This is a genomic window from Nocardioides sp. Iso805N, assembly GCF_000364605.1.
In the GTDB taxonomy this organism is placed as follows: domain Bacteria; phylum Actinomycetota; class Actinomycetes; order Propionibacteriales; family Nocardioidaceae; genus Nocardioides.
In genome coordinates this window covers 52,195-76,882 of sequence record NZ_KB822582.1, presented here as the reverse complement: position 1 = coordinate 76,882, position 24,688 = coordinate 52,195, and the positions used below count along the sequence as shown (strand labels likewise).

The 24,688-nt window shown below is 70.5% G+C and carries 28 protein-coding genes; 15 read left to right on the top strand and 13 right to left on the bottom strand.

Translation table 11 applies throughout. The features are described 5' to 3' along the window. Window positions 1–140: 140 nt before the first annotated feature. Window positions 141–719: a hypothetical protein gene (locus H036_RS0116495; protein WP_157417496.1), complete on the top strand. Its 579-nt coding sequence runs from the start codon at window positions 141–143 to the stop codon at window positions 717–719. Here the strand turns inward: H036_RS0116495 and H036_RS0116490 are convergent, their stop codons facing one another. Together H036_RS0116490 and H036_RS0116485 are read right to left on the bottom strand one after the other, a co-directional pair. Continuing rightward, window positions 720–2,342 carry a DHA2 family efflux MFS transporter permease subunit gene (locus tag H036_RS0116490; RefSeq protein ID WP_017935907.1) on the bottom strand — a complete coding sequence of 541 codons (1,623 nt, stop codon included), beginning with the start codon at window positions 2,340–2,342 and terminating at the stop codon, window positions 720–722. A gap of 121 nt (window positions 2,343–2,463) precedes the next feature. Beyond that, on the bottom strand, window positions 2,464–3,036 hold the full coding sequence (locus H036_RS0116485; protein ID WP_017935906.1) for a DUF1269 domain-containing protein: 573 nt from the start codon (window positions 3,034–3,036) through the stop codon (window positions 2,464–2,466). Between the two features lie 322 nt (window positions 3,037–3,358). On the opposite strand from H036_RS0116485, the gene H036_RS0116480 reads away from it, so the two are divergent. Together H036_RS0116480 and H036_RS23260 are read left to right on the top strand one after the other, a co-directional pair. Next, window positions 3,359–4,825: an MFS transporter gene (locus H036_RS0116480; protein ID WP_017935905.1), complete on the top strand. Its 1,467-nt coding sequence runs from the start codon at window positions 3,359–3,361 to the stop codon at window positions 4,823–4,825. Window positions 4,826–5,113: 288 nt separating this feature from the next. After that, window positions 5,114–5,767, top strand: a complete 654-nt coding sequence (locus H036_RS23260) for a VC0807 family protein (protein ID WP_157417495.1) — start codon at window positions 5,114–5,116, stop codon at window positions 5,765–5,767. Window positions 5,768–5,878: 111 nt separating this feature from the next. Here the strand turns inward: H036_RS23260 and H036_RS0116470 are convergent, their stop codons facing one another. The 4 genes from H036_RS0116470 to H036_RS23250 form a co-directional block, all read right to left on the bottom strand. Continuing rightward, window positions 5,879–6,142 carry a hypothetical protein gene (locus H036_RS0116470; protein ID WP_017935903.1) on the bottom strand — a complete coding sequence of 88 codons (264 nt, stop codon included), beginning with the start codon at window positions 6,140–6,142 and terminating at the stop codon, window positions 5,879–5,881. Window positions 6,143–6,212: 70 nt separating this feature from the next. Further along, the gene (locus H036_RS23255) at window positions 6,213–7,628 is read right to left on the bottom strand and encodes an MFS transporter (RefSeq protein WP_017935902.1); all 1,416 of its coding nucleotides are present in this window, start codon (window positions 7,626–7,628) and stop codon (window positions 6,213–6,215) included. A gap of 74 nt (window positions 7,629–7,702) precedes the next feature. Beyond that, window positions 7,703–8,146 carry a MarR family winged helix-turn-helix transcriptional regulator gene (locus tag H036_RS0116460; protein ID WP_017935901.1) on the bottom strand — a complete coding sequence of 148 codons (444 nt, stop codon included), beginning with the start codon at window positions 8,144–8,146 and terminating at the stop codon, window positions 7,703–7,705. 45 nt (window positions 8,147–8,191) lie between these two features. Then, a complete protein-coding gene (locus tag H036_RS23250; RefSeq protein WP_198289997.1) occupies window positions 8,192–8,683 on the bottom strand; it encodes a GNAT family N-acetyltransferase in 492 nt (163 codons plus the stop codon). Between the two features lie 97 nt (window positions 8,684–8,780). Here H036_RS23250 and H036_RS0116450 point away from each other — a divergent pair, with 97 nt between their 5' ends. From H036_RS0116450 to H036_RS25485, 6 genes are all read left to right on the top strand, one after another. Beyond that, a complete protein-coding gene (locus H036_RS0116450) occupies window positions 8,781–9,065 on the top strand; it encodes a hypothetical protein (RefSeq protein ID WP_157417494.1) in 285 nt (94 codons plus the stop codon). A 31-nt stretch (window positions 9,066–9,096) separates the two neighbouring features. After that, window positions 9,097–9,495 (top strand): alternative ribosome rescue aminoacyl-tRNA hydrolase ArfB, encoded by a 399-nt coding sequence (gene arfB / locus H036_RS0116445; RefSeq protein ID WP_026146119.1) that lies wholly within the window; start codon window positions 9,097–9,099, stop codon window positions 9,493–9,495. A gap of 81 nt (window positions 9,496–9,576) precedes the next feature. Then, window positions 9,577–10,950: a Tim44 domain-containing protein gene (locus H036_RS0116440; RefSeq protein ID WP_017935897.1), complete on the top strand. Its 1,374-nt coding sequence runs from the start codon at window positions 9,577–9,579 to the stop codon at window positions 10,948–10,950. A 99-nt stretch (window positions 10,951–11,049) separates the two neighbouring features. Continuing rightward, the gene (locus H036_RS0116435; RefSeq protein ID WP_017935896.1) at window positions 11,050–11,733 is read left to right on the top strand and encodes a hypothetical protein; all 684 of its coding nucleotides are present in this window, start codon (window positions 11,050–11,052) and stop codon (window positions 11,731–11,733) included. Between the two features lie 83 nt (window positions 11,734–11,816). Beyond that, window positions 11,817–12,188, top strand: coding sequence for a hypothetical protein (locus H036_RS0116430; protein ID WP_157417493.1), 372 nt, complete (start codon window positions 11,817–11,819; stop codon window positions 12,186–12,188). 91 nt (window positions 12,189–12,279) lie between these two features. After that, on the top strand, window positions 12,280–12,423 hold the full coding sequence (locus tag H036_RS25485; protein WP_157417492.1) for a hypothetical protein: 144 nt from the start codon (window positions 12,280–12,282) through the stop codon (window positions 12,421–12,423). Between the two features lie 42 nt (window positions 12,424–12,465). Here H036_RS25485 and H036_RS26110 read toward each other — a convergent pair whose 3' ends face one another. Then, entirely contained in the window at window positions 12,466–12,951 is a 486-nt protein-coding gene (locus H036_RS26110) for a hypothetical protein (protein ID WP_157417491.1), read from the bottom strand. A gap of 106 nt (window positions 12,952–13,057) precedes the next feature. On the opposite strand from H036_RS26110, the gene H036_RS26105 reads away from it, so the two are divergent. Next, complete coding sequence (locus tag H036_RS26105) at window positions 13,058–13,444, top strand: hypothetical protein (RefSeq protein ID WP_017935893.1); 387 nt, start codon at window positions 13,058–13,060, stop codon at window positions 13,442–13,444. 35 nt (window positions 13,445–13,479) lie between these two features. On the opposite strand, the gene H036_RS0116410 is transcribed toward H036_RS26105, so the two are convergent. The 3 genes from H036_RS0116410 to H036_RS23240 all read right to left on the bottom strand — a co-directional run bounded on the left by H036_RS0116410 (window position 13,480) and on the right by H036_RS23240 (window position 15,671). Beyond that, a complete protein-coding gene (locus H036_RS0116410; RefSeq protein ID WP_036488906.1) occupies window positions 13,480–13,989 on the bottom strand; it encodes a GNAT family N-acetyltransferase in 510 nt (169 codons plus the stop codon). A gap of 61 nt (window positions 13,990–14,050) precedes the next feature. After that, window positions 14,051–14,644 (bottom strand): hypothetical protein, encoded by a 594-nt coding sequence (locus tag H036_RS0116405; RefSeq protein WP_017935891.1) that lies wholly within the window; start codon window positions 14,642–14,644, stop codon window positions 14,051–14,053. 43 nt (window positions 14,645–14,687) lie between these two features. After that, window positions 14,688–15,671 carry a cytochrome c oxidase assembly protein gene (locus H036_RS23240; RefSeq protein WP_017935890.1) on the bottom strand — a complete coding sequence of 328 codons (984 nt, stop codon included), beginning with the start codon at window positions 15,669–15,671 and terminating at the stop codon, window positions 14,688–14,690. A 158-nt stretch (window positions 15,672–15,829) separates the two neighbouring features. On the opposite strand from H036_RS23240, the gene H036_RS0116395 reads away from it, so the two are divergent. Genes H036_RS0116395 through H036_RS0116385 form a run of 3 tightly spaced genes read left to right on the top strand, consistent with a single transcriptional unit; the run spans window position 15,830 to window position 19,781 of the window. After that, the gene (locus H036_RS0116395; RefSeq protein ID WP_017935889.1) at window positions 15,830–18,100 is read left to right on the top strand and encodes an MMPL family transporter; all 2,271 of its coding nucleotides are present in this window, start codon (window positions 15,830–15,832) and stop codon (window positions 18,098–18,100) included. Further along, complete coding sequence (locus H036_RS23235) at window positions 18,097–19,137, top strand: sensor histidine kinase (protein WP_017935888.1); 1,041 nt, start codon at window positions 18,097–18,099, stop codon at window positions 19,135–19,137. Before H036_RS0116395 ends, H036_RS23235 begins: the two co-directional genes overlap by 4 nt. After that, window positions 19,128–19,781, top strand: coding sequence for a response regulator transcription factor (locus H036_RS0116385; protein ID WP_017935887.1), 654 nt, complete (start codon window positions 19,128–19,130; stop codon window positions 19,779–19,781). Before H036_RS23235 ends, H036_RS0116385 begins: the two co-directional genes overlap by 10 nt. Window positions 19,782–19,798: 17 nt before the next feature. On the opposite strand, the gene H036_RS0116380 is transcribed toward H036_RS0116385, so the two are convergent. Next, window positions 19,799–21,376 (bottom strand): Na+/H+ antiporter, encoded by a 1,578-nt coding sequence (locus H036_RS0116380; RefSeq protein ID WP_017935886.1) that lies wholly within the window; start codon window positions 21,374–21,376, stop codon window positions 19,799–19,801. Window positions 21,377–21,436: 60 nt separating this feature from the next. Beyond that, complete coding sequence (locus H036_RS0116375) at window positions 21,437–22,315, bottom strand: LysR family transcriptional regulator (RefSeq protein ID WP_017935885.1); 879 nt, start codon at window positions 22,313–22,315, stop codon at window positions 21,437–21,439. Between the two features lie 84 nt (window positions 22,316–22,399). Between H036_RS0116375 and H036_RS0116370 the strand changes: the two genes are divergently transcribed. Further along, a complete protein-coding gene (locus tag H036_RS0116370; protein ID WP_036488894.1) occupies window positions 22,400–23,656 on the top strand; it encodes an MFS transporter in 1,257 nt (418 codons plus the stop codon). Between the two features lie 49 nt (window positions 23,657–23,705). Here H036_RS0116370 and H036_RS25785 read toward each other — a convergent pair whose 3' ends face one another. Further along, window positions 23,706–23,999 carry a hypothetical protein gene (locus tag H036_RS25785; RefSeq protein ID WP_198290004.1) on the bottom strand — a complete coding sequence of 98 codons (294 nt, stop codon included), beginning with the start codon at window positions 23,997–23,999 and terminating at the stop codon, window positions 23,706–23,708. Between H036_RS25785 and H036_RS23230 the strand changes: the two genes are divergently transcribed. Further along, window positions 23,968–24,636, top strand: a complete 669-nt coding sequence (locus tag H036_RS23230) for a hypothetical protein (protein WP_232421891.1) — start codon at window positions 23,968–23,970, stop codon at window positions 24,634–24,636. The two genes, H036_RS25785 and H036_RS23230, sit on opposite strands and share 32 nt — an antisense overlap. Window positions 24,637–24,688 lie beyond the last annotated feature (52 nt).

The window sequence follows — 24,688 nt, the reverse complement described above, 5'->3', positions numbered from 1 at the left end:
CTCTCACCAGGTGTTCGTCGCGGAGGGCGTGTCCGGTTTGGTCGGGACCGTCGTCGGCGTGTCGGGCCCCGACCCAACCGGTGGGGTGCTCGGCTCCGAACCCCTCGTGACAGCCCGATGGGCTGGAAGGGATGGGGATGATGCGACGCATCGCACTGGCCGTGGCCGGCGTACCGCTCCTGGTGGCGGGCTGCGGCTCGTCTGCTGGAATGGGCACCGCTGCGCACGACACGCCCGGAGGCCAGCCCTCGGGCGGTGCCTCGATGGCCGGAGACGTCGAGGTCGCCGCGGCTCCCTCGGAGACGGCGTCGATGATCTGCGGCGAGGAGATCCGGGAGGCCGTCGCCCACACGCTGACCGTGCCTGAGGTGCCGGCCGGCACGCACACGTGGCGTGACCGGCTGTACCGGTGCGGCTACCGCCTCGGCGCCGGCGAGCTGCGCCTCTCGGTCAAGGACCTCGACACGGCCGCCCCGGGGAAGGCGTACTTCCAGGGTCTGCGCGCGCGCCTGCCCGGCGCCACCGTCATCAAGGGGCTGTCCAACTTCGGCTTCCCGGCGTTCGAGACCCACCACGGCGACGTGGTCTTCATCAAGGACCACAAGACGCTGTGGGTCGACGCCAGCCGGCTCAGTCCGGCGCGACTCCCCGACGGGATGGCACGCGAGGACGTCGCCTACGGCGTGGCGGCGGCCGTCATCGGCTGCTGGACGGAGTGATCAGGGGATCACGACGGGAGGAGCGTTCTCGTCGCGCTCGTTGCTCTGGGTGGGTGCTTGCTCCTTCTTGCGTGGCAGCATCAGGGCCGGGATCATCGCGAGCACGATGACGACCCAGGCCACCCAGTAGGTATGGGCGAAGGCCTCCGCAGCGCTCGACATGCCCTTCGCGACGGCTGCGGGGTCGAGGTCGAGCTTGGCGAAGAGCAGCGGCTGGGTGTTCTTCAAGATCGCGGCCGTGGTCTCGACGATGCCGTCCGGGAAGCCCGGCACGCCCTCGGTGCCGGGGATGACGGGTGAGTCCTTGAGGTTGTTGGTCAGCACCACCGACATCGTCGCGACGCCGACGGAGCTGGCGATCTGCTGGTTGATGTTGAGCAGCGTGGATCCCCGCGCCACCTCGTGCGGCTTCAGGTTCCGCAGCGCCGTGGTCATGATCGGCATCATGGTGGCGCCCATGCCCCAGCCCATCACCACGAGCATCACGATGATCGCCGGGTACGGCGTGGTATCGGTGATCTGGGTGAGGCCGAACATCCCGATGATGATCAGCAGCAGCCCGACCGGCACGATCCGGCCGATCGGCACCCGGTCGGAGAGCCGTCCAGCGATCGGCATCGTCATCATGGCGCCGAGTCCCTGCGGGGCAACCAGCAGGCCGGCGTGCAGGGTGGACTCGCCGCGCACCTGCTGGAAGTAGGTCGGCACCAGCAGCAGGCCGCCGAAGAAGGCGCTGGCGAACAGGAACATCGTGATCAGCGAGAGCGCGAGGTTGCGGTTCGCGAGCAGGCGCAGGTCCAGCAGCGGGTGCTTCGGCTTGAAGGACCACCATACGAAGGTGGCCATCAGCGCCAGGCCGACGAGCGCCGGCACCCAGACGTGGGGGTTGCTCACGTCGCCGCCGTGGCTCGGAAGCGAGGAGACGCCGTACAGGAACAGGGCGAGGCCGGGCGACATCAGCAACATGCCGACGACATCGAGGGACTCCGAAGGCTCCGGAGCGTCCTTCTCGAGCACGAACCACGCGTAGACGGCCGCCGCGATCCCCAGCGGCACGTTGATCAGGAAGATCCAGTGCCAGCTCGCGATCTGGATCAGCCAGCCGCCCAGGATCGGGCCCATGATCGGGCCGAGCAGCATCGGTACGCCGAGGATGGCCATCAGCCGGCCCATCCGGTGAGGGCCGGCCGCGCGCGTCAGGATGGTCATGCCGAGCGGCATCAGCATGCCGCCGCCGAGCCCCTGCAGCACGCGGAACCCGATCAGGGCGTTGATGCTCCAGGCCGTGGCGCACAGCCCCGATCCGGCGGTGAACAGCAGGATGGCGGTGACGTAGAGGCGCTTGGTGCCGAAGCGGTCGGCGGCCCAGCCGGTCAGGGGGATGACGGTCGCGAGTGCCAGCGTGTAGCCGGTGACGGTCCACGCCACCTGGGAGTACGGGAGCTCCTCGCTGCCATGGCCGAAGACGCGCTGGAAGGTCGGGAGCGCCACGTTGACGACGGTGATGTCGAGGATCGACATGATCGCGCCGAGCACGACCACGCCGGCGACCTTGAGCACCGCTCCGTCGATGTGGTCGGGATAGTCGGTCGATGGGCCCGACTGAGAGGTGGAGGATGCCATGGAAGGTCCTTCCGGGAAGTCGGTCGGTGCGGCCTGTTGCCGGCGCCCCGCGAGACCCAGGACGCGCGCTGCACACCTCTACGGATCGTAACCCGTGATCTGGATCACTTGTTCCCGGTTATCAGGAGCCTTTCTTCTCTTCCTCCTGAGCCTGCTTCGCCGCCGCCTTGATGTCGTCGGCCTCGGCCTTGTCGATGGTGGAGCGGATGACGGCATCGGCCCGCTGGAGCGCCTTCTGGATCTTGACCGCTGCCGGGTCGGAGACCAGGGCGACCAGCCCGGAGTGGCCGGGTGGGATCGCGTTCTCAAGCTCCTGCTCGAGCTCCTTGTGGTGGTGGCGCTGGCGGAGCTTGCCGGTAAGGGCGCCGGCGCCACCGAGCACGGCGGCACTGCCGAGGATCGACGGCGGGAAGATCACGCCGAGGGCGACGCCGCCCACGAGGCCCCAGGTGAGGCCGGATCGGGTGCTGTGGTCGGTCGACTTCTGCACCTCCAGCTTGCCGTCCTCGGAACGGCGCACCACGATGACGCCCTCCACCTCGATGGTGTGGCCGTCCTCCACGGACTTGAGGGCCTCGTAGGCCTCCCAGGCCGTGTCGGTGTCGCTGAAGTCCGCGACCAGGAGGGTGTAGGCGCCGTCCGAGACGGCGGCTGCGTTCACGTCGACTTCGGGGGCGTTGCTCTCGTCTGACATTGCCTGCTCCTTGCAGAGGGGATTCCACCCTCACGCCGCCACGGCCCCGCGGGTTCCCCCGGAACGGGTGGGGAAGTACGACGTCCCGCGCCGCGCCTCCGTCCGCGCGGGTTCCGGGACAGATCCCGCACCTGCGCGGTCCGTCCGCGCGGGAGCCGCCCGGCCGCGTACCGGATCCCGCACCTGCGCGATCCGTCCCGCCTTCGGAGCGAAGCGGCCGTGGAACCGAGGTGAAGGTGCCGTGAAGCCGTGCTGAAACCGCAGCGCCTTAGCGTCATCAGTACGCCGCCAGCCCGACGACGCCGTACCCGAGGAGCCCACGATGAGCACGACCACGACCACCGCCGCGACCAGCACAGGGTCGCGTACCTATCCGTCCCTGCGCGCGGCGTGGATCCCGCTGGCCGCGCTCTGCCTGGCCTTCTTCGTCGAGATGGTCGACAACACCCTGCTCTCGATCGCGCTGCCGACGATCGGCCGCGATCTCGGCAGCGGCACCACCTCGCTGCAGTGGGTCACCGGTGCCTACTCGCTGACCTTCGGCGGCCTGCTGCTCACCGCCGGCTCGGTTGCCGACCGCTTCGGTCGCCGCCGGGTGCTGCTGATCGGGCTCGCCGCCTTCGGGCTGATCAGTCTCCTGGTGGTGGGCGTCGACTCCTCCGGTGAGCTGATCGCGCTGCGGGCCGCGCTCGGCGTCGCCGCGGCGATGATGGCCCCGATCACCAACTCGCTGGTCTTCCGGCTCTTCGACGACAAGGCGCTGCGGATGCGCGCCATGACCGTGATGATCGTCGTCGGCATGTCCGGCTTCATCCTCGGCCCGGTGCTCGGCGGCACCGCGCTGGCGCACATCCGCTGGGAGTGGCTGCTGCTGGTGAACGCCCCGATCGCGCTGATCGCCTGCATCGGCGTGTGGCGCGGTGTCGCTCGCGACGAGCGCGACGGCCTGACCGACGACGCCCTCGACCTGCCCGGTGCCGCGCTGAGCGTGCTCACCATCGGCCTGGCCTGCTACTCCGCTACCTCCGGCGTCGACCACGGCTGGCTCTCGGCCGGCACCCTCGCCTCCATCATCGGTGCCGTCCTCGCCGGTCTGGCGTTCGTCTGGCACGAGCGTCGTACGGCGTCGCCCATGCTCGACCTGACGCTCTTCTCCAACGGCACCGTGCGGGGCGCGACCATCGCCCAGGCCGGCACGTCGATCGCGATGGCCAGCGTGATGTTCGGCCTGATCCTGCACTTCCAGTACGCCTACGGCTGGTCCCCGGTCCGTGCGGGGCTGGCGAACCTGCCCATGATCGTGACGATGCTGCTCGCGACGCCGCTGTGCGAGTGGATGATCAAGCGGTTCGGACACCGCATCGCCTGTGTCATCGGCGCGGTCCTGCTCGCCGGCGCGCTGGGCGGCATGGCCTGGGGCGTGAGCCACGGCTACCTGGCGATCGCGGTCTCGATGGTGGTCATGACCATCGGTCTCCGGACCGTGATGACGATCTGTGCTGTCGCGCTGGTCGACGCGATGCCGGCCAACCGCACCTCGATCGGCACGGCGCTGAACGACACCGCCCAGGAGGTCGGTACGAGCGTCGGCACCGCCGTGATCGGCACCCTGATCGCCGCGCTGGTCACCACCTCGCTGCCGGCCGGCGCTTGGAGCGACTCGCTCATCGCGCTGTTCTTCCACGGCGAGCGGATCACCTACGCCGTGCTCGCGGTGGTCGTCGGTGTCATTGCGATCGGCGGTGCGCTGACGCTCACCGACTCGCGCAGTGCCGACGAGCACGCCTGACCGAGAACGACGAAGGGCCCCGCGACGCTGACCGCGCCGCGGGGCCCTCGTTCGCCGTGCTGTGCGCCTGCCCCTCCTGGGTCGGGAGCCGTTCGCGCAGACACGGTCGTCGTGAGGGAGTACCGTTGAAGTTGCCGACGGCTCCGGCATGGAGAGTGCGTCTTCGTCGTCTTCGGTGCGAGATCTGGCCCGAGCGCCAGGGGCGGGTCGGCGACCTTGAGAAGCGACACAGCGACCAGGCACCACCGACCCGACGACGGCAGCGCGGTGCTGCGCGTGCGAGACGTGATGAAGCGCATCGCGTGCAGCCTGGCGCTCGCGGTGGTCGTGCCCGCGCTGCTGCTGTGGGTGATGCTCGAGCTGACCAACGTGACCACCGCGATCCTGGTGTGCCTGGGGTGGATGGTCCTGGCGATGGCGTGGCGCTACGTCACCAAGCGGCCGGTCTCCGGGCTGCTTCTCCTCAGCCTCGGGATCCTGACGATCAAGACGGCGCTCACCCTGATCACCGGGAGCAGCTTCATCTATTTCGTCCAGCCGGTCTTCGCCGACCTGGCGGTGGCGGTGACGTTCCTCGGCTCGTTGTGGACGTCGCGACCGATCATCGCCCGCCTGGCGCCGGACTTCTACCCGATGAGTGATGCGGCCGCCGCGCGTCCCGAGATCCGTCGGCACTTCCGACGGCTCACGCTGCTCTGGGGCCTGGTGATCCTGGTGAAGGGCGGCATCACGCTCTGGCTGCTGGAGTCGCTCTCCACCGCCAACTTCGTCCTGATCAAGGGTGGCGCCATCATCACGCTCACCATGACCGCGGCGGTGGTCACGATCGCCTGGTCGTACGTCGTGGTGCGCCAGCAGGGCCTGCTGCACGGCTCGCACTCGTGCGAACCCCTGGTCCTCGACGCTCATGCGGCAGCGACCGCCGCGGCCGCTCAGCCCTGAGTCCCCGAAAGCTGGGGTCAAGGGCGACTGCCAGCCTCCGGGGATATGGATGCGGTGCCCATGTCCGCCCGGTCCATCCACAGGGCGCGACGGAATCTTGCGGAGCCGCCGTCAGCGGCGCCGGTGGTGGTGCGCCAGCCGCCAACCCCAGACCAGCGAGCCGCTCAGCAGTCCGAGCAGCCCTCCGGTGAGTGCCGCAGGCATCCCCACCTCGAGGATCGCGACGGCGGCGGTAGGGGCGTAGACGTGCAGCCCGATGACGAGACCGACGATCCCGCCCAGGGTGCCCAGCGCAGCAGCCCCGATCAGGGCATGGCGCGGGGCGAGTGGCAGCTCGTTGAACGGCTCCATGATCTCCCGAGCGATGCGGCCCATGCGACGACTATGGACCTCTGCGGGCCACACCGGAAGCGTTGCCTCCTTCCGAGCCGGCGGCGCCCACACCTCAGCCCGAGATCTCGGCGGGCGCACGCCCGGAGCGGCGCAGTCCACGGTCGAACAGCACCAGGAGTACGACGCCCGCCGAGCAGATCAGGATGATCAGGCCGATCAGGTGCATGTCGCCGTCGCTCGGTGACTGGCCGAAGGTCGCGCCCAGCACCCCGGAGGCCAGGATCGCGCCCAGGTAGACGAAGGTGCGGGAGAGCCCCGACGCCGTACCGAGCTGGGCGGCAGGCGCCTGTTGGTAGAGCACCTGCTGGTTGCTGATGCTCGCCAGCCCCTGGCCCAGCCCGAAGACCCCGGCCATCACGAGCAGGTAGGCGAGTGGGCGGTCGGAGTGCATGCCGAGCATGAAGACGCCCCCGATGAGCGGAAAGACGCCAGTGAGGAGGAGTGGCAGCCAGACCTTCGTGGTCCGAGCGATCGTGAGCGAGACCAGGCCCGCGAGTACGGCGGTCGGCAGCTGCAGGAAGCCGGCCTGGGAGGCGGAGAAGCCTGCTGCATCCTGCACCCACTGGCTGTAGCCGTAGGTCATCGCATAGCTGCCGAAGTACAGCAGCAGCATCCGCAGGTAGGTGCGGGTCAGGGCGCCGTTGCCGGCGAGCATCCGGAAGTCGATGAACGGCTTGGGCTGGCGCAGCTCCCAGCCCAGCAGCAGGCCGAAGACGACCAGGGTTGCGGGCAGCAGCCACCAGACCGGGGCATCGAGGTGGATGAGGAAGACGAGCAGGGTGGCGATGGTGATGCCGAACAGGGCGATGCCGATCGGGTCGAGATCGAGGAACCTGGCGTCGCCGCGGCGTGCGCTGCCGTCGGACGGCACCCACAGCATCGTCATCACGAGCGCGGCCAGGGCCAGCGGGATGTTCACCAGGAAGATCGCGTGCCATCCGCCGAAGGCGATCAGCAGGCCGCCGAGGACCGGACCGATCACGGAGCTCGTCAGGGTGCTGATCGAGATGCCCGAGAGCACTGCCGGGGGCGTCTCGACGCCCGCCTGGTCGGAATGGGCCCGGACGAGTGCCATCACCGAGGGATAGGCCGCCGACGTACCGATGCCGAGCAGGATCCGGGAGATCAGCACAGGGGTGAAGCCGGGTGCCAGCTGCGGCAGGATGCCGGCCGCGATCACCACGACGAGCCCTGCCAGGTAGACGCGGCGGGCGCCCATGATGTCCCCGATGCGACCCATGGTGGGCTGGGCGATCGCGCTGGTGAGGTAGAGGCCTGCGACGAGCCAGACCACGGTGGCGCTGGAGACGTGCAGGGAGCGGCTGATGGGGGAGAGCGCCACCGAGATCATGGTGGTGTTGATCGGGTTGAGCAGGGGCCCGATGAAGAGCGGGGCCAAGAAGCGCCAGCCGTAGACGCCTCGGGTGGAGGCCGCCGCAGCGGCCTGCTGGGTATCGGCTGGGTTCACGCCCAGGTCGCCGCCGCCGGCGTGGGAGCGACCAGGGTGGTACGCCGGAACGTGGTACTGCGTGGCTGGGCTCCTCAGGATTCGGTGATGCGGAGCAAGAGCGCGACGCTGTCGCGCAGCGCGATCTGCTCCTCGGGTGTGAAGCGCGTGGAGATGGTCTGGGCGAGCCAGTCCTCCTTGACGCCGCGGGCGTCCTCGACGAGCTGTCGGCCCTGCTCGGTCGCAGAGATCACCTTGCGACGACCGTCGGCGGCATCGGGCCTGATCGCCACGAGCCCGGCGCTCTCGAGTACGCCGACCGTCGCGCCCATGGACTGCGACCGGACGCCTTGGAGCTGGGCGAGCTCGGTCACCGCCAGCGGGCCGTCGCGGTAGAGGTAGCCGAGTGCCTCGCTCTGGCTCGGGGTGAGGCCGAGTCGGCCGCCGTGCTCACGCAGGGCACGAGCCATCTTGCCGACGGTGGTGCGCAGGTCGGCTGCCACCTCGGCGAGCGCGGCGTCCTTCAGCGGCTTGGTCATGAGGCCAGTCTACCACGATGCGAAGACAACCTTCGTAGTTAGGCTTCATACCTCGGTGGGCGGCTCAGTCCGCGGCGCTCGTGCCGGCGAGCTCCTTGAAGTAGAGAGACAGGGCTCGCTCTGACCGGGGTCGGTGTCGGTGTAGCCATGGCGGACGTAGAAGCGGCGTGCATCCACGTCCTGGCCGTCGACGTTGATCTCCAGGAGCTCGCCGCCACGACGGCGTACCTCGGACTCGGCCGCCTCCAGGAGCTCGCCGCCGATGCCGTGACCGCGTCGATCGGGAGCCACGTAGAGCTCGTCGAGGAGTGCCGCCGGCCCGTCGTACCAGGCGTTGGGCCGCAGCGAGACCAGCGCGACCGCCACCGCCGGTTCCTCCACGAGGACTGCGAACATCGCCTGGCCTGCGAGCAGCTCGCGCAGCCGCTCGGTCAGGATGGCGACGCCCGGGGCCGGGGTGTCGAACTCCCGGTTGAAGGCGTCCAACAGCTCCGCGACGGTGGGCGCGTCGTACGCCGTGGCGATCCGAACGGGCACCGCGGTCACCTCCCGGGAGCGGCGGCACGCCGCCCACAGGTGCATCATCGCCGACGCGGGGCGACATCCGCGACGCGTTACTCGTAGCCTGTGCCCGATGACAGGTCCCGTGCGCTGGTGGGAGATGCGCCCCGCAGAAGGCAGGCAGGCCAAGACCTATACCTGTCCGATCTGCCACGGCATGTTCCTGGCGATGACCCCCAACACCCTGCTCTTCCCCGAGGGGGATCGTGAGCGTCGTCGCCATGCCCACACCGCGTGCGTCGCGAGGCAGCGCGCGGCCGGCAAGATGCTGACCAGGTCGGAGTGGGAGCGCGCATCCCGTCCGGCGCGGCCTTCGAAGCAGCCCTGGTGGCGCCGCCTGTTCGGTGCGCGCCGATGAGTGGCATCGGCCGGTCCAGGAGCACGCCACGATGATCACGGTCCGCCATCACGTCATCCCGGACGCCGAGCTGACGTGGCGCTTCTCGCGTTCCTCGGGGCCGGGCGGCCAGCACGTCAACACCACCGACACCCGGGTGCAGCTGAGCTTCGACCTCGCGGCCTCGGACGCCTTCCCCGACCGGCTGAAGCAGCGGATGCTCGGCCGGCTCGGTGGTGAGGTCGTGGTGGTCGCCTCCGAGCATCGCTCCCAGCTGCGCAATCGCCGAGCGGCGGAGGAGCGGCTGGCCACCGTGCTCGAGGCGGCGATGAAGCCGCCACCGGCGACACGGGTGCCGACCAAACCGTCGAAGGGGTCGCAGCAGCGACGGATCCACCAGAAGAAGAGGCGCGGCGAGATCAAGCGCCTGCGCGGGCGGCCCGAGGACTGACCAGGAGGGGCGTCGTGACCTGGGCACGCGCACGTCCGGCGTACGCTGCCAGTAACGAGTCCCTCTCTGGAAAAGGCCCCCATGGACCGAGTACCTGTCCGCCGCAGCCGCGCGCGTCGACTGATCCTGCCCGCCGCCCTGACCTGCGGGCTGGCGTTGCTGTCGGCCCTGATCGCGCCGACGGCTGCCTACGCCCGTGGTGGTGGCGGCCGTGGCGGCTTCGGTGGCGGCGGTGGTGGCGGCGGCTTCAGTGGCGGTGGCGGCGGATTCGGCGGCGGGACCGGGTTCTTCTTCCTCGGCAGCGGCGGTGGCGGAGGCGGCGGCTTCCTGATGATCATCGTCCTGGTCGTGGTGATCTACATGCTCTACAAGACCTGGTCCCAGCGCCGCGAGGCGAGACGGACCATGAACACCACCAGCGACCGGAAGGCGCACCGCGCCGATCGGGATGCCAGCGCCCGCGCCACCAGCGTGGAGGCGCACGTCGCGGCTCTCGCCACCACCGACGCCACCTTCGACGTGGAGGCGCTCAAGCGGCGCGCCACCTCGCTCTACGTGACTGCGCAGCAGGCGTGGACCGCCCGCGACGAGGCCACGCTGCGCTCCATCCTCGCGCCGGTCCTCTACGGCAAGTGGTCCGAACAGCTTCAGGAGTACGCCGCCAGGGGCGAGGTCAACGTCGTCGAGATCGCCCAGGGCCCGACCGTGGAGATGGTCAACGTCGCCAACCGCACCGGCGAGAGCAACGACACGGTGACCTTCCGGATCACCGCGACGCTGCGCGACTACGTGGTGAGCAACCGCTCCGGAGCCCAGGCGACCCGCAGGGACAGCTCGTCGCGTCCGGTCGAGTACTGGACCCTGCGCAAGAACACGGCCGGCACGTGGATCGTCGCCTCGATCGAGCAGGCCGAGGACGGCAGCCACCACCTCACCGACGCGATCGAGACCGACACCTGGAACCAGAAGGCGGTGGCCCGCGACGCCGTGCTCGAGGTCGCCGGACGTACGTCGGCCGCGCACGCCTCCGACGTGCTGTCCCTGACGGGCGTGTCATGGACCGACGCCGCCGATCACGCCGCCAGCGACCTGAGCCTGGTCGACGGTCGCTTCGACAAGTCGGTGCTCGAGGTGGCGATCACCGAGTTCCTCGAGGAGTGGCAGCTGAACGACGGCAGCCTCGACTTCACCGCCGTCCGCACGCCGCACCGCACCGTCATGCGGACCGCGACGATCCGCAGCATCGAGGTGCGTGAGCTCGTCTCCCGTGAGCCGATCGTGTTCCGGGTCGCGGTCTCGGCAGAGGGGATCTACTACGAGGTCGACCGCCGGACCGAGGACGTCGTCGCGGGTGACGCGCACGCGTCGCGGACGGTGCCGTTCGTCTTCACGCTGCGCCTTGACGACGCCACCTCGCACGGGTGGACGGTCGTCGGGGTCGACGCCGTCGGCTGAAGCTCTCCCGGGCTAAAGCCGCTCTGAACCTGCGCTTACCCCGGCTGACCCCTTGCGGCTGGGACCAGAGGAGCGAATGCTGGTCGTGGAGGCGAGGCCATGGCCAGCAAGCGCACACCCGACGGAGTCCCGATCCTCTCCCGGGGAAAGCACCGCAACCCTCGACGCGGGGCCTGCTTCATGGAGATGGCCTCGTTCCTGGCCGGCGAACCGTGGAGTGATCATCCCGCGTGCACCGATCCGCTGCTGGCCCACTTGGCCCGGATGGTCAACGACTGCACCAGCGACTCCGGACGCGGTCGGCTGGTGACGCACATCCCGTCGGTCGTCGGCGTCCGCGGGACCGGGCTCGCCTGGGAGGTCTCGCTGAGCGCCGCGGTCGCGGCAGTGGCGCTTCCCCAGGTGCCGGAGTCGTTCCAGCGCCCCCTTGCCGTGGGCCTGCTGCGCTGCGAGCAGACGGCGAGCAGTCTCCGACCCGGTGCTGTCACGGGCCTCGACGAGCTGTGTCGCGCGCTCGCGGACGCGCCCCTCGCGGCGGCGTGGGCACGCCGGTTCGTCGGCAGCACGCCCCCGAACCCGAGAGCCTTCCGCGAGCGCACGGCGCCCCACATGATGAGCTGCGCGGTCCGCGGGATCGCCGAGTCCACGGCGCCCGACGTCGACCAGCGGCTGCACGACCTGCTGACCACCGCCATCGGTGCCGCCGCCGACGGTGCCAGGACCAGCCCCGCGCCGTCGCCTGAGCGGGCGTCGGGTACGCCGGCCTCGCACGTCCCCTTCTGAGGGGAGAGGGCGGCGGTCCGCTGGCGGTCACGCCTTTCGGCGATCCGCCCCGCCGGCGTGCGCGGTCGGGCGATACTTCGCCGGTGACACGAACCTCCGAGCCTCAGCAGCGGCCCGCCGTACGCCGGTGGGCATGGCTCTTGCCGTTGTTCGTGCTCTGGATCGGCGGCAGCACCGAGTTCTTCGACGACGGCACCGGGGTGCGCATCGCGATCGCTGTGTGGTTCGTGGTCTGCCTGGTCACCGGGGCAGCGTGGCAAGTGCTCTGCCGTCGCGACTTCGTGGACCGGTTCGTCTGGCTCGCGGCGCTCTTCGTGCTCGTGATGGCGGCGAAGATGCTGTTCGGCTCGCTGCCAGGGCACTTCAACGCCAACACCTTCCCGGTGCTGACGGTGCCGAGCATCGCCGCGGGTGTGATCCTGACTGAGGCTCGGCTGCGGGGCCGAGAGCTCTAGCCGGTGCAGGGGTCGGTCGGGGGACGGGGATGATGCAGCCGTCGTGGCCGAACGACCACTGCCCGACGGCACCAGGCACTACGCTCGATGGATGCGCCTTCTCCCGGCCATCGGACGGACTCTCGCGAGAGCAGTGGTGGTGGCCTTCGGTGCGATCAACGCGATCAGCGGCAGGGCCGACCCCGTGCTGCCGCCGCCGGAGTTCCCCGAGAGGCGTCGGGAGTACCGACCGTAGTCGAGTTCGGCTCGAGATCGGCGCGGGTTCGATCACCGCCGGTCAGGACCTCGAGCAGCGTCGTCCCACCGGTTCCTGAACGAGGGCGTCTCGATGGCCTACAGCTTCCATGACGCCGACGCGCCCGAGCAGCACACCACCCAGTACTTCGAGATGGTCGGCAATCGAGGGATCTACCACAACGGCTGGTCCGCGGTGACCAAGCACCGCACTCCCTGGCAGACCGGCGCCGTTCAGCTGCCGGCGTTCGACGACGACGTCTGGGAGCTCTACGGCGGCGGTGCGGACTGGACCCAGGCTCGTGACCTGTCCGCCGAGCAGCCGGAGCGCCTTCACGAACTCCAGCGGCTCTGGCTGATCGAGGCTGCGAAGTACAACGTCCTCCCACTCGACGACCGGTTCGCCGAGCGCGCCAACCCGCAGGTCGCCGGGAGACCTGCGCTCATCGAGGGGAACTCGCAGCGCATCTACCGGGGGATGGTCAGGCTGACCGAGGAGTCGGTGCTCAACATCAAGAACCGCTCCCACGCCGTCACCGCGAAGGTCACCGTCCCCGACGGCGGTGCGGAAGGGGTGGTGATCGCCCAAAGGTGGTCAGGCCGGCGGCTGGGCGCTATATCTGCACGAGGGCGCCTTGACCTATTGCTACAACTTCTTCGGCATCGACCGGTTCTTCGTCCGCGCCGGCGCTCCGGTGCCGCCGGGCGAGCACGAGCTCCGCTTCGAGTTCGACTACGACGACGGCGGCCTGGCGAAGGGCGGCGAGGTGACGCTCTTCCTTGACGGCGAGGCGATCGGATCCGGACGCGTCGAACACACTGAGCCCGGCCGGTTCTCCGCCGACGAGACCTGCGATCTCGGTGTCGACCTCGGCTCCGTCGTCAGCACCGACTACCAGCCTGGACGCAACGCCTTCACCGGCGCTGTCGCCTGGGCGCAGATCGACGTCGGGGACCTCGACCCCGAGCATCAGGCCCTGGAGCACCAGATCCACCTCGCCGTGGCCCACGGCACCCAGTAAGGGCGCTGTGCCACCTTCAGGACGGCGGCTGGCAGTTAGGCGACGACCATGTCGAAGAGCAGCTCCCGGCCGTTCTTCTCGTGCCATCGCTCGCCCGGCTTGGCGAAGGGGAACTGTCGGGCCAGTGCGAGGGACGGCTCGTTGGTGGGCAGGATGGCCAGACGAAGGACGCGCACGGAGGGCTCTGCCGCGGCGCGGGCGATCAGGACGCGAAGCGTCTCCCGGGCGTAGCCCCGTCGCCGGTAGCCGGGCTCGACGGTGTAGCCGGCGCTGACCATGCCGTCGGCGTCGGGCGGCGCGTGGAGCCCGCCGGCACCGACGGCTGTGCCGATGGTCTCGTCCCACAGGACGCCGATCGACCAGGCGACGTCTTCGGGGGCCGTGGCGAGCTTCAGCGCACGGCGTTCCCAGACTCCTCGAAGCTCCTCGTTGACGAGCCAGGGGGAGAGCCTCACGGGTGCGAGCGCCTGGGCTGCACCGAGGTCACCTCGGCCCAGCGCCTGGATGGCGTCGAGGGTGAGCTGAATGATCTGGACCGATGGCACGGCGGGAAGTATGACGGCACGGCGCGCCATCTCGCGGCGTATCGAGAGAGTCCGCGGCTGGTCAGTCTGGGGGAGCGACTTCGCCGCAGTCGACGCAGATCGTCCATCCTGAGTCGAGATGGAGCACGTCGTCTTCGCGGCGCTCGGCGCAGACGGTCCCGGGCATGAATCCGCTGACCAGCTGCGGCTGTGGTGCGGCCTCCACCCACGTCGCGCCGGCGGGCACCCACACCCGTTCACCGACCATCGCCCAGGGCCGCAGTTCTCCTTCGACCCGCAGATCGGCCTTCTCCTCCGGCGTGATGATCAGCGGAGTACGCGGACGCTTGTTCAGCTGTGGCCAACACCCGGTGTCGCGGCAGCGGGCGTTGAACGCCTGCCAGCGCTCGTACTCTTCCGCGGTCGCTTCAGCAGAGTCGTCTTCGATCAGGTCGATGCCGAGGTACGCGGAGATGTCGGGCTCGCACCCGGCGAGGAATCCCTTGATCCACCACCGGGAGGCATCGCTCATCGAGTCGATCTCGCACAGGCTTCTGGTGACGTCGTAGCCCCGGCCGGGGAGGTAGATGTGCATGCGGCCCGGGAACGTGTGGGCATTTCCTTCGATGTAGCCCACCTCGCCGTCGACGACCACTTCGAGCGAGGTGTCGAGCATGAACCGGTGCCCGCGTTGATCCACGAACTCGGCCCACGGGTCCTCAGTCACGCTGCCCCTCGCGCGACTGGTCACGGAAGGGTCGGTTGCGCGGGCCGTACCCTTCGGTCTCCCACCAGGGCCGCATCAGCTCCGGCTCTGCCGAGGACGCAGCGCGGTGCTCGGTGACCGACGGCTCGCCGGCAGCAACCCTCACGGCGGGCTGCGCCGCGGCCCGCCGATCGAAGGCGCCCTCGCTGGCAGCCCAGCGGAAGAACACGATGAAGAACAGCGGCAGGGCCACCAGCTCACTCAACGCGAGCATCAACGCTCCGGCGGTGTGGACGTCCCAGTTCGCGTCGTCGGCGCGTCCGGCGAACCAGCCGCCGGCCAGTCGATGTCCCGTCGTCATCACCAGTACGCCGGGAATCGCGTCGAACAGGCCGTCGCCGAAGGCGAAGAGCAGGCGGAACGGTGCCGTGCACCAGTCGGGAAGGAGCTCCGCGCCGAGCATCGGCAGCGCCGCCAGGCACCCGACGAGGAGTGCGGCCAGGTAGAGCCCGTCCATCGCCGCCGCGTGCGTGAGGCCGTCGCGGAGGATTCCGGTGAAGAACACGACCACCATGAAGGTCGTGGCGATCGCCGCTGCCACGACAGGGAAGGTCAGCACCCGCACCACGGGGCCCGCAAGAATGCGGTCGAGCCGGGTGCGACCACGGTCGCCCAGAGCCGTGCGCGCCAGCCGCACCGGGTCGCCGAGGGCCAACGCCACCGGCACCAGTGCCAGCAGCAGGGTGAGCTGCGTGGCCAGGGCCCACAGGTGCGTGTGGTTGTAGACGGCCAGCGACGACATCGTGCACACGACCACTCCGCCGAGCCCCAGGATCATGAAGCACGCCACCTGCCACCACGGCCAGCCGCCTCGTCGGCGCGCGCGATGAACGCCGAGGAGGTAGACGGCCGCGATGACGGCGAGCGCGATGGTGATCGCTGGATTGAACGTCCAGGAGTCGACCGCGGCCGTGAAGGTATAGGGACGAACCGGCACCCGGCCATGCTAGATGCGGGACCTCCGGATCCCGCTCGCGGGGGATTCGCGGCTGTCACTGGTGGGGTTATCCCCACCTGCGACTCGGGGGTCCGCGCCGAGGCAGATGCCGGGAGACTCCAGTGACCGGTGTGGTGGCCGGAATCGAGAGTGGACCCATGTCCACTTCACTCTCCCGCCCGACCGACAGCGGCCTCCGGCCGACAGTGGCTCGAGGCGCCTCGGTCCGGTTGGCCAGAGCCGCCGCCCGCACCGCCCAACGCCGCCCCAAGACGATCATCGCCGTCTGGCTGCTGCTGGTCGTGATCTGCATCGCCTCGGGCGCTCTCGCCGGCACCAGGTCCCTGACCGACGTACAGTCAGAGGTCGGCCAGTCCGCGAAGGCCGATGCGCTCGTGCAGCGTGAAGGGCTGCGCGACCCTGCCTCGGAGAGCATCCTGATCACCGCGCCGACCGCGGCCACGGCCAGCGCGACGGCCGCCGACCTGACCCGGGGAGCGGCCGCGCTTCCCGAGGTCGCTGCGGTGACCGGGCCTGCCCAGTCGGCGGATCTGGTCGCTGACGGCGGCCGCATCGTGCTGGTGCAGGTCCAGCTGCGCGGTGATCCCGACGACGCCGCCGACCACGTCGCCGGCCTGCTGAAGCTCGGTGCGACGATCGAGCGGGACCATCCCGGCGTCGACGTCCAACAGGCCGGCGACGGTACGTCGAACAAGGCCATCAGCGACCTCATCACGTCAGGGCTGCACCGTGCCGAGCTGATCTCGCTGCCGATCACGCTGCTGATCCTGGTGCTGGCCTTCGGCGCACTGGTGGCTGCCTCGGTGCCGCTGATACTCGGCCTCACCGCTGTCGCGGCCGCCATGGGTGCCCTCGGCCTGGTCTCGCTCATCGCGCCCAACAGCGACTCGACATCGGCCATCGTCGTTCTCATCGGCCTAGCCGTGGGCGTCGACTACTCGCTCTTCTACGTCCGCCGCGAGCGTGAGGAGCGGCGCCGTGGCCATGGCCCGGCGCGGCTGCTCGGCAAGGCGCAGCCCGACTCCGCGCTGGAGGCGGCCGCCGTCTCGGTGGGCCGCGCGATCCTCATCTCGGGCATCACCGTCATGGCCGCACTGGCCGGCCTGCTGCTCACCGGTGCCGGTGACTTCATCTCGATCGGTCTGGGCACCATCCTGGTCGTCGCTCTCGCCGTGATCGGCTCGCTCACGGTGCTGCCGGCCACGCTCGCCCTGCTCGGCGACCGGATCGACCGCGGCCGCATTCCCGGCTACCGCGCTCTGGCCGCTGCCCGGGAGCGTCGCGACGCTCGTGCCGGTCGGCGGACAGGCGTCTGGGCTGGGCTCGCCCGCGGCGTCACCCGGCACCCCCGCGCCGCCCTGGTCGCCTCGGTCTGCGTGCTCGGCACCCTCGCGGTCCCCATGGTCGGCATGCACACCGGCGACCTGCAACCATCCGACCTGCCTCAGAACCTCCCCGTGGTGAAGGCGATCAACGCCATCGAGGCGACCTTCCCCGGCGCTCCGCAGGACGTCCAGCTGGTCGTGACCGGTCACGACCTCACCACACCCACCGCGCGCGCCGGCCTCAAGGAGCTCGGGCAGCACGCAGCGAGCATCACCGGTGGCCGCGGCCAGATCGCGGTGTCCGTCTCCTCGTCGGGGACCGTGGCGCGGGTCGACGTACCGATGCCGGACCAGGGGCGCGCCGCCGCCACGTCCACCGTCCAGCGGCTCCGGAGCCAGGTGGCCCCTACGGCCACCACCGTCGAGGGCGTCACTGCTCCGGCGATGGTCACAGGCGACGTCGCCTCGAGCATCGACTACTCCCACCGGATGAGCCAGGTGACCCCCGAGGTGATCGGCTTCGTGCTCCTCCTCGGCTTCCTGTTGCTGCTGATCACCTTCCGGGCGTCGCTCCTGGCGGCGACGGTGATGGCCCTCAACCTGCTCTCGGTCGGCGCGTCGTACGGCATCCTCACCGCTGTCTTCCAGCACGCCTGGGCCCAGAACCTGCTGGGCTTCCACTCCACCGCCCCGATCATCAACTGGCTGCCGCTGTTCATGTTCGTGGTGCTCTTCGGCCTCTCGATGGACTACACCGTGCTGGTGCTCGAACGCATCCGGGAGGCCCGGCAGGCCGGTCGCAGCCCGCGCGAAGCAGCGGCCGAAGGCGTCACCGAGACCGCCGGCACCATCACCAGCGCCGCCGTGGTCATGGTGGCGGTGTTCTCGATCTTCGCCACGCTCGGCGTGATCACCTTCAAGCAGCTCGGCGTCGGACTCGCCGCGGCCGTCCTGCTCGATGCCACCCTCGTTCGAGGTGTCGCCCTGCCGGCGGCAGTCGCCCTCCTCGGCGAGCGCGGCTGGCGGGTGCGCGGATGGAAGGATGTCCCCGTAGCAGCCAGCGCCGGGAGGGAGGCAGCATGAGCAACGAGGCGGCACCCGGCGATCCGGGGCACCGCACCGCGACCTCGCCGCTTGCCTTCGCGCTCGCGCTCGCGGCTCTCGTCGCGCTCGCCACCACGGGCATCTGGGCGGCCACCGGAAGCGGTTACTTCTGGCCGGGCTGGGTCATGCTCGGATGCGCCGCGGTCGTGGCTCCGCTCGCCTGGTGGAGTCATCTGAGCGGCCGACCGAACACCCCGCGTACACGGGTGTGGTGGCACCTGGACATCACCGCAACCCTGACCGTGGCGCTGCTGCTCATCTGGGTGCTCTCCGGAGCGCAGGGCCCGTGGGTGTTCTGGCCGATCTTCAGCCTGGTGCTGCTGCTCGGGCTGCACGCGCTGGTCGATCTGCGCGCCGAGGTGCCCCAGCTCCGGGCCAGGCAGCTGCAGGAGCGCGTCGACACCCTGAGCCGCACCCGCCGTCAGGCCGTGGACGCACAGGCCGCGGAGCTGCGCCGCATCGAGCGAGACCTGCACGACGGCGCGCAGGCTCGCCTGGTCGCGCTGGCGATGCAGCTCGGTCGAGCGGAGGTCAGCCTCGCCCACGAGCCCGAAGCCGCCGCGCTCGTGCGGGCCGCTCGTGAGGAGGCCACGGTCGCGATCCAGGAGTTGCGCGACCTCGCCCGTGGCATCGCGCCGCCTGTGCTCGCCGACCGCGGCCTGGTCGCGGCGGCCGCGTCGCTGGCCGACCGTGGGCACGCGACGCTGACGGTGACCAACACCAACGGCGGCCGACGCCTGCCGCCGGCGGTCGAGAACGCCGCCTACTTCCTCCTCGCCGAGGCACTGACCAACGCCGCCAAGCACGCCCCCGGCGCCGCCGTACGGGCCGAGCTCGCCCTCGAGCCGGACCGGCTCGTCGTCGACGTCGTCGATGACGGGCAGGGCGGGGCCGACCCGAACGGCAGCGGCCTCCAGGGTCTGCGCGCACGGGTCGAGGCCCTGGACGGCAGGCTCACCCTCACCTCGCCGGCCGGCGGACCCACCCACCTACACGCGGAGCTGCCATGCGAGTAGTCATCGCCGAGGACCACGCACTCCTGCGCGAGGGGCTGGTCGCCCTGCTCAACGGTGTCGGCATCGAGGTCGTGGCCACCGCCGATACCGGCCCGGGCCTGCTCGACATCGTCACGGAACACGCACCCGACCTGGCGATCATCGACGTACGCCTGCCCCCAGACTTCAGCGACGAGGGCATCCGGGCCGCGATCGCTGCCCGGGCCGTGCACCCCGAGCTCGCCACGCTGATCCTGTCCCAGTACGTCGAGCCCGTGTACACGGCCGAGCTGCTGGACTCGCCGGGCGGCGGGATCGGCTACCTGCTCAAGGAGCGGGTCAGCGACGTGACCGAGTTCGTCGACGCGCTGCGCCGGGTCGCCTCCGGCGGCACCGCTCTCGACCGCGAGGTGGTCACCGAACTGGTCCGCAGCCGCTCGGCCACCGGCGGCCAGCTCGACGCCCTCACCCCGCGCGAACGCGAGACCCTCGCCCTGATGGCGGAGGGCCGCACCAACGCGGGCATCGCCAAGGTGATGGTGGTGACCCTGGGCGCTGTCGAGAAGCACATCTCCAACATCTTCACCAAGCTCGACCTTCCCGACACCGATGATGACCACCGCCGCGTCCTGGCGGTGCTCACCTACCTGCGCACGACGACCTGAGCCCGAGCCGGAGCGCCTCACTCCAGCAGGTTCGCTCGCAAGAACCGCACCTCCTCCTGGTCGAGTCGGGCCTGCACCCGGCGCAGCACGATGTCGTCGATGCGCTGCTGGTCGCGCAGCTCGAGCAGGGCATCCCGGCGCCGGCTGAGAAGCGCGAGCGAGAGGCTCCGGTACTGGTCGTCGTGCTCGACGACGGGGTCGCCCTCCGCGCCATCGGCGGCGAGCAGCTTGCGCTCCTTCTCCAGCTCGTGGCGCACTCTCTCCACGACCCTCGGGCCGCTGCCGAGCTCGCTGGCCGTGGTCTCGAGCGTCTCGAGGGCGGCGTCGAGGGTGTACTCCTCGGCGTACTGGAGCTCCTCGGCGACCGATGTGTCGACGGGCAGCCGCGCGAACCGGACGACGGACGGGAGCGCCAGGGCCTGGAGGAGGGTCAGCACGATCACGCCGCACGCGATCAGCACGATCAGGTCCCTGTCGGGGAACGGGTCACCGGAGTCGACGGTGTGCGGCACGGCGAGGACCGCGGCGAGCGACACGGCGCCGCGGAACCCGGCCACCGCGCTCACCGTCCGCTGCCGCGCCGGGACGCGGCGCGACCGCTGGACGGGCCGGCGATCCAGGAGCCGGATGATGTACGGCGTGGTGTACAGCCACGCCCATCGCACGCCGATGACCACCGCGGTGACGGCGACGATGTCGACGAGCGCTCGCGACATGGAGGTGCTGCTCAACCCGCGCACGGCGGACTGGGCCGAGATCCCCACCAGCACGAACAGCGCGCTGCTGAGCACGGTGGTGGACAGCGCCCAGAAAGGCGTGAAGATCTGCCGCGTCACCGCACCGGTGATGCGCGGGGTCACCTGACTCATGAACAGCCCGCAGGCCACCACCCCGAGGACGCCGGAGGCGTGAACGGCATCGGCCAGCAGGAACGCCGCGAACGGGGTCACCAGCATCGCGATGCTCTCCAGCATCGGGTCATCCATGAGCCGTCGCACCTGCCAGCTGATCAGCCCGATCAGGACGCCGGTCAGCAGCCCGCCGCCGTACGACCAGACCAGCAGCCAGGTGACGTGCCATCCGGTGAGGTGCTGTTCGCCGACAGTGACACCGACGGCGAGACCGTAGATGACCAGGGCGGTGCCGTCGTTGACCAGACTCTCGGCGCGCAGGACGGTGACCGTACGGCGCGGCAGGTCGTGCGCCAGCACGCCAACGGCCGTTGCGTCGGTCGGTGCCAGTGCGGCGCCGAGGACCCAGGCCGGCCCCCAGGCGAGGCCGAGGCCGTGCGCGGTGGCGGCGACCGCGGCAGCGGTGAGGGCGACGAGCGCGGTGCTGGTCAGCACGACCACCCGCAGGTTGTTGCGGATCTCGCGCAACGAGGTCGTCAGGCTCTCCCAGTACAGCAAGGCCGGCAGGAAGAGCAGGAGCACCGCTTCTGGCGGCAGCTGGGCCTGCCGCAGATGCGGGACGAATCCCACCAGGATGCCGACCAGCACCAGCAGGAGCGCCGGTGCGATCGGGTAGCGGCTCGCCAGGGCACCGCACGCGACCAGGGCGACGCCGAGCAAGACGACCATCTCGAGTCCAAGCACATGCACATCCTCGCCACCAACCGGTCGAGGGCGCCATGCCTCGCGGTGGCGGAGTGCCCGTCACACCCGCGCAGTCGCGAGGATCGCCTCGGTCAGCCTCGCCGTCGCCTGCGAGGGCTTGCGGCCGGTCGGCCGGGCGAGGTTGATCGTCCAGTCGAGCGGCTCGCGCAGTGGGATGCGGGTGACGGAGTCGTCGACGGCGGAGATCGGCAGGATCGTCACACCGAGGTCGCGGCAGACCAGGGAGAGGGCGAGGTGGAAGTCGGTGACCTCGGTGCGGATCGTCCGCACGACGCTGGCGGCGGCGAAGGCGAGGTCGACGACGGTGCGGTTGCCCCAACCGGTGGGGTAGTCGATGAAGGGCAGGTCGCCGAAGTCGGCCACCGACACCTCCGCCTTCGTCGCGAGCGGGTGGTCGTGGGAGCAGACGAAGACCAGCGGCTCCCGGTGGATCTCGTCGATCCGCAGGCCGGGCAGCGACTCGGCATGGGTGGAGACCAGCGCCAGGTCGAGGGCGCCCGAGCGGACGTCGGCCATCGAGGTGGCCGAGCCGGCGATCGTCTGGCGCAGGTGTACGGCGACCCGCGGGTGCCTGCCCTGGAAGTCGCGGAGCAGGTCGGCGACGTCCCAGGGTCCCGTGAAGGTCAGCGTGCCGAGCCGGACGGTGCCCGAGACCTCGCCGCGGGCCGCTCCGACGGCATCGCGCGCACTCTCGATCGCGTCGAGCACCGCGCGGGCGTGGGGGAGCAGTGCCTCGCCCTCGGCGGTGAGACCGACCCGGTGGTAGCCGCGCTCCAGCAGCTTGGCGCCGAGCTGACGCTCCAGCTGGGCGATCGCGGCTGAGACGGCGGACTGCACCACACCCACGCGTTCGGCACCGCGGGTGAAGCTGCCGGTGTCGGCGACGGCGAGGAAGTACTCCAGCTGATGCGGTTGCACGCGACAACGCTATCGCCGTACGCGATGAGAGTCAGCGCCAACATTCGTTGGACGCGATGCTTGTGGCGCGCCACGCTGGACGACATGAGCACCACCGCCACCCTCGCCGCCACGCCCGCTGCCGGCCTGTCGCCGAACGCCAGCCGCCACCACGCCCGCGGCTTCTGGCTGATCGCCTTCCTCTTCGCCACCACGATGGCCTTCGCCGGCGCGCCAGCACCGCTCTACGTGCTCTACGCGAAGGAGGACGGCTTCGGCTCGTTCGCCGTCACCGTGATCTTCGCCGCGTACGCGATCGGGGTCGCGGCCAGCCTCTACCTCGCCGGCCACCTCTCCGACAGGTTCGGCAGGCGCCAGGTGCTGCTGCCGGCAGTGCTGCTCAACGTCGTCGCCGCCGTCATGTTCCTGACCTGGCACCAGCTCGGCTGGCTGCTCGCGGCCCGCTTCGTCAGCGGCCTGGGCGTCGGCATGCTGACCGCGACGGCGACCGCTCACCTGACCGAGTTGCACCGCCACGCCCGGCCCGACGCCTCCCCGCAGCGCGCCGCTGTCGTCGGCACAGCCGCGAACATCGGCGGAATCGGACTCGGGCCGCTGGTCGCCGGCTTCCTCGCCCAGTACGCCGGCCGCCCGCTCTACACGCCGTACGCCGTCTTCGCCTTCCTCATGCTCGCCGGCCTCCTCGCGCTGGTGATCGTGCCCGAGACCGTCGTCCCGGCGGCCGACGAGTGGCGCTACCGTCCGCAGCGGGTCGCGGTCCCGGTCGAGGCGCGTGCCGGGTTCGTGGCAGCGGCGATGCTCGCCTTCGTGAGCTTCGCGATGTTCGGCTTCTTCACCTCGCTGGCGCCGTCGTTCCTCTCCGGCACGCTGCACCACACCTCGCACGCACTCGCCGGCGCGATCAGCTTCTCGGTCTTCGGCTCCGCCGCCGTGGCGCAGGTGCTGACCGCTCGGTGGGCCCCTGCCCGCCTGTACGCCGTCGGCCTGGTCGTCCTCCCGGTCGGGCTGCTTCTGGTGATCATCGCGATCCTCGGTGCCTCGCTGCCGCTGCTCGTGGTCGCCGGCATCGTGGTCGGCGCCGGTGCGGGGACCTCGTTCAAGGCGGCCGTCGCGTCGGTGATCGAACTGGCCCCGCCAGCCGCGCGCGGCGAGACCCTCGCCGGACTGTTCCTGATCAGCTACCTCGGGATGTCGGTGCCGGTCATCCTGCTGGGCGTGCTGCTGCAGTACGTCGCCATCGATCCCTCGATCCTCACCTTCGGCGTGGTGATGCTGGCGCTCCTGGCGCTCGCCGCGGTGATGGTCACGGCCAGCCGCCGGCGCCAGCCGGCACTCGCGTAACGCGCGACGGTGGTGCCGGCCGGCACCACCTTCCCGAGCCTCCCCGGCGTCAGCGCCTCGCGAGCGGCTTGGCGTAGGTCAGGTCGAGCAGGCCCTGGTACGCCGGAGCCCTCACGTCGGTGTCGGAGCGAAGGCTCCAGCCGAGACCGATGGCCGGGTCGGCGGCGTCCTCGAGGTAGCCCTGCAGCTGCGGATTGGAGCTGTTCTCGACCGCGGCGTAGAGCGCGCTCTGGTCGCCGACGGCACGGAGCCATGCCGACCCCGCCGTCCTCGACGTGGCGCTGGCCGGCGCGGACGCCCTGTTCGTCCTCGTGCCTCCGAACTTCCGTGCGCTCGACGTCACCGCGCGCTACCTCGGCTTCGCCCGGCCGATCGCCGCGGCTGTCCGTGCGCACGGCGTACGCCGGATCGTCGCCGTCTCCTCCCTCGGTCGTGGCTTCCCCGGTCGGGCCGGTCTGCTTTCCGCGGCCTGGGCCCTGGACGACGTGCTCGAGGCGAGCGGCGCCGCCTATCGCTCGCTGCAGCCGCCGTTCTTCATGGAGAACCTGCTCCACCAGGTCGCCTCGATCCGCGATCAGGGGACCTTCGTGCTGGCCGCCGATCCGGACCAGCCACTCGCTGCCGTGGCCGGCAATGACATCGCCCGCGCCGCCGCCGGGTTGCTGGCGCACCCGACCTGGACCGGCCAAGAGGACGTCCCCGTCCGCGAACCCGTCGACCACACGCCGCGAGAGATGGCGGAGATCATGACCGAGGTGCTGGAACGGCCCATCGCGTACCGTCAGACGACCGTCGCAGACTACGGCGCGCAGTATGCGGCGCACGGCGCCAGCCCGGCGATCGTTCAGGGCGTGGTCGAGATGGCCCAGGCCCAGGCAGCCGGCGTCTACCCGCCTGCACCCGCAGGCACCGACGGTACGTCGTTCGGCGACTGGTGCGACCTCGTGCTCGCTCCGGCCGTGGCATCCGCAGAGGCGTAGCGCCTGATGGGCTGGCGCGGCGGGAGCTCGCTTCTCTGGGCGACGTCACTGG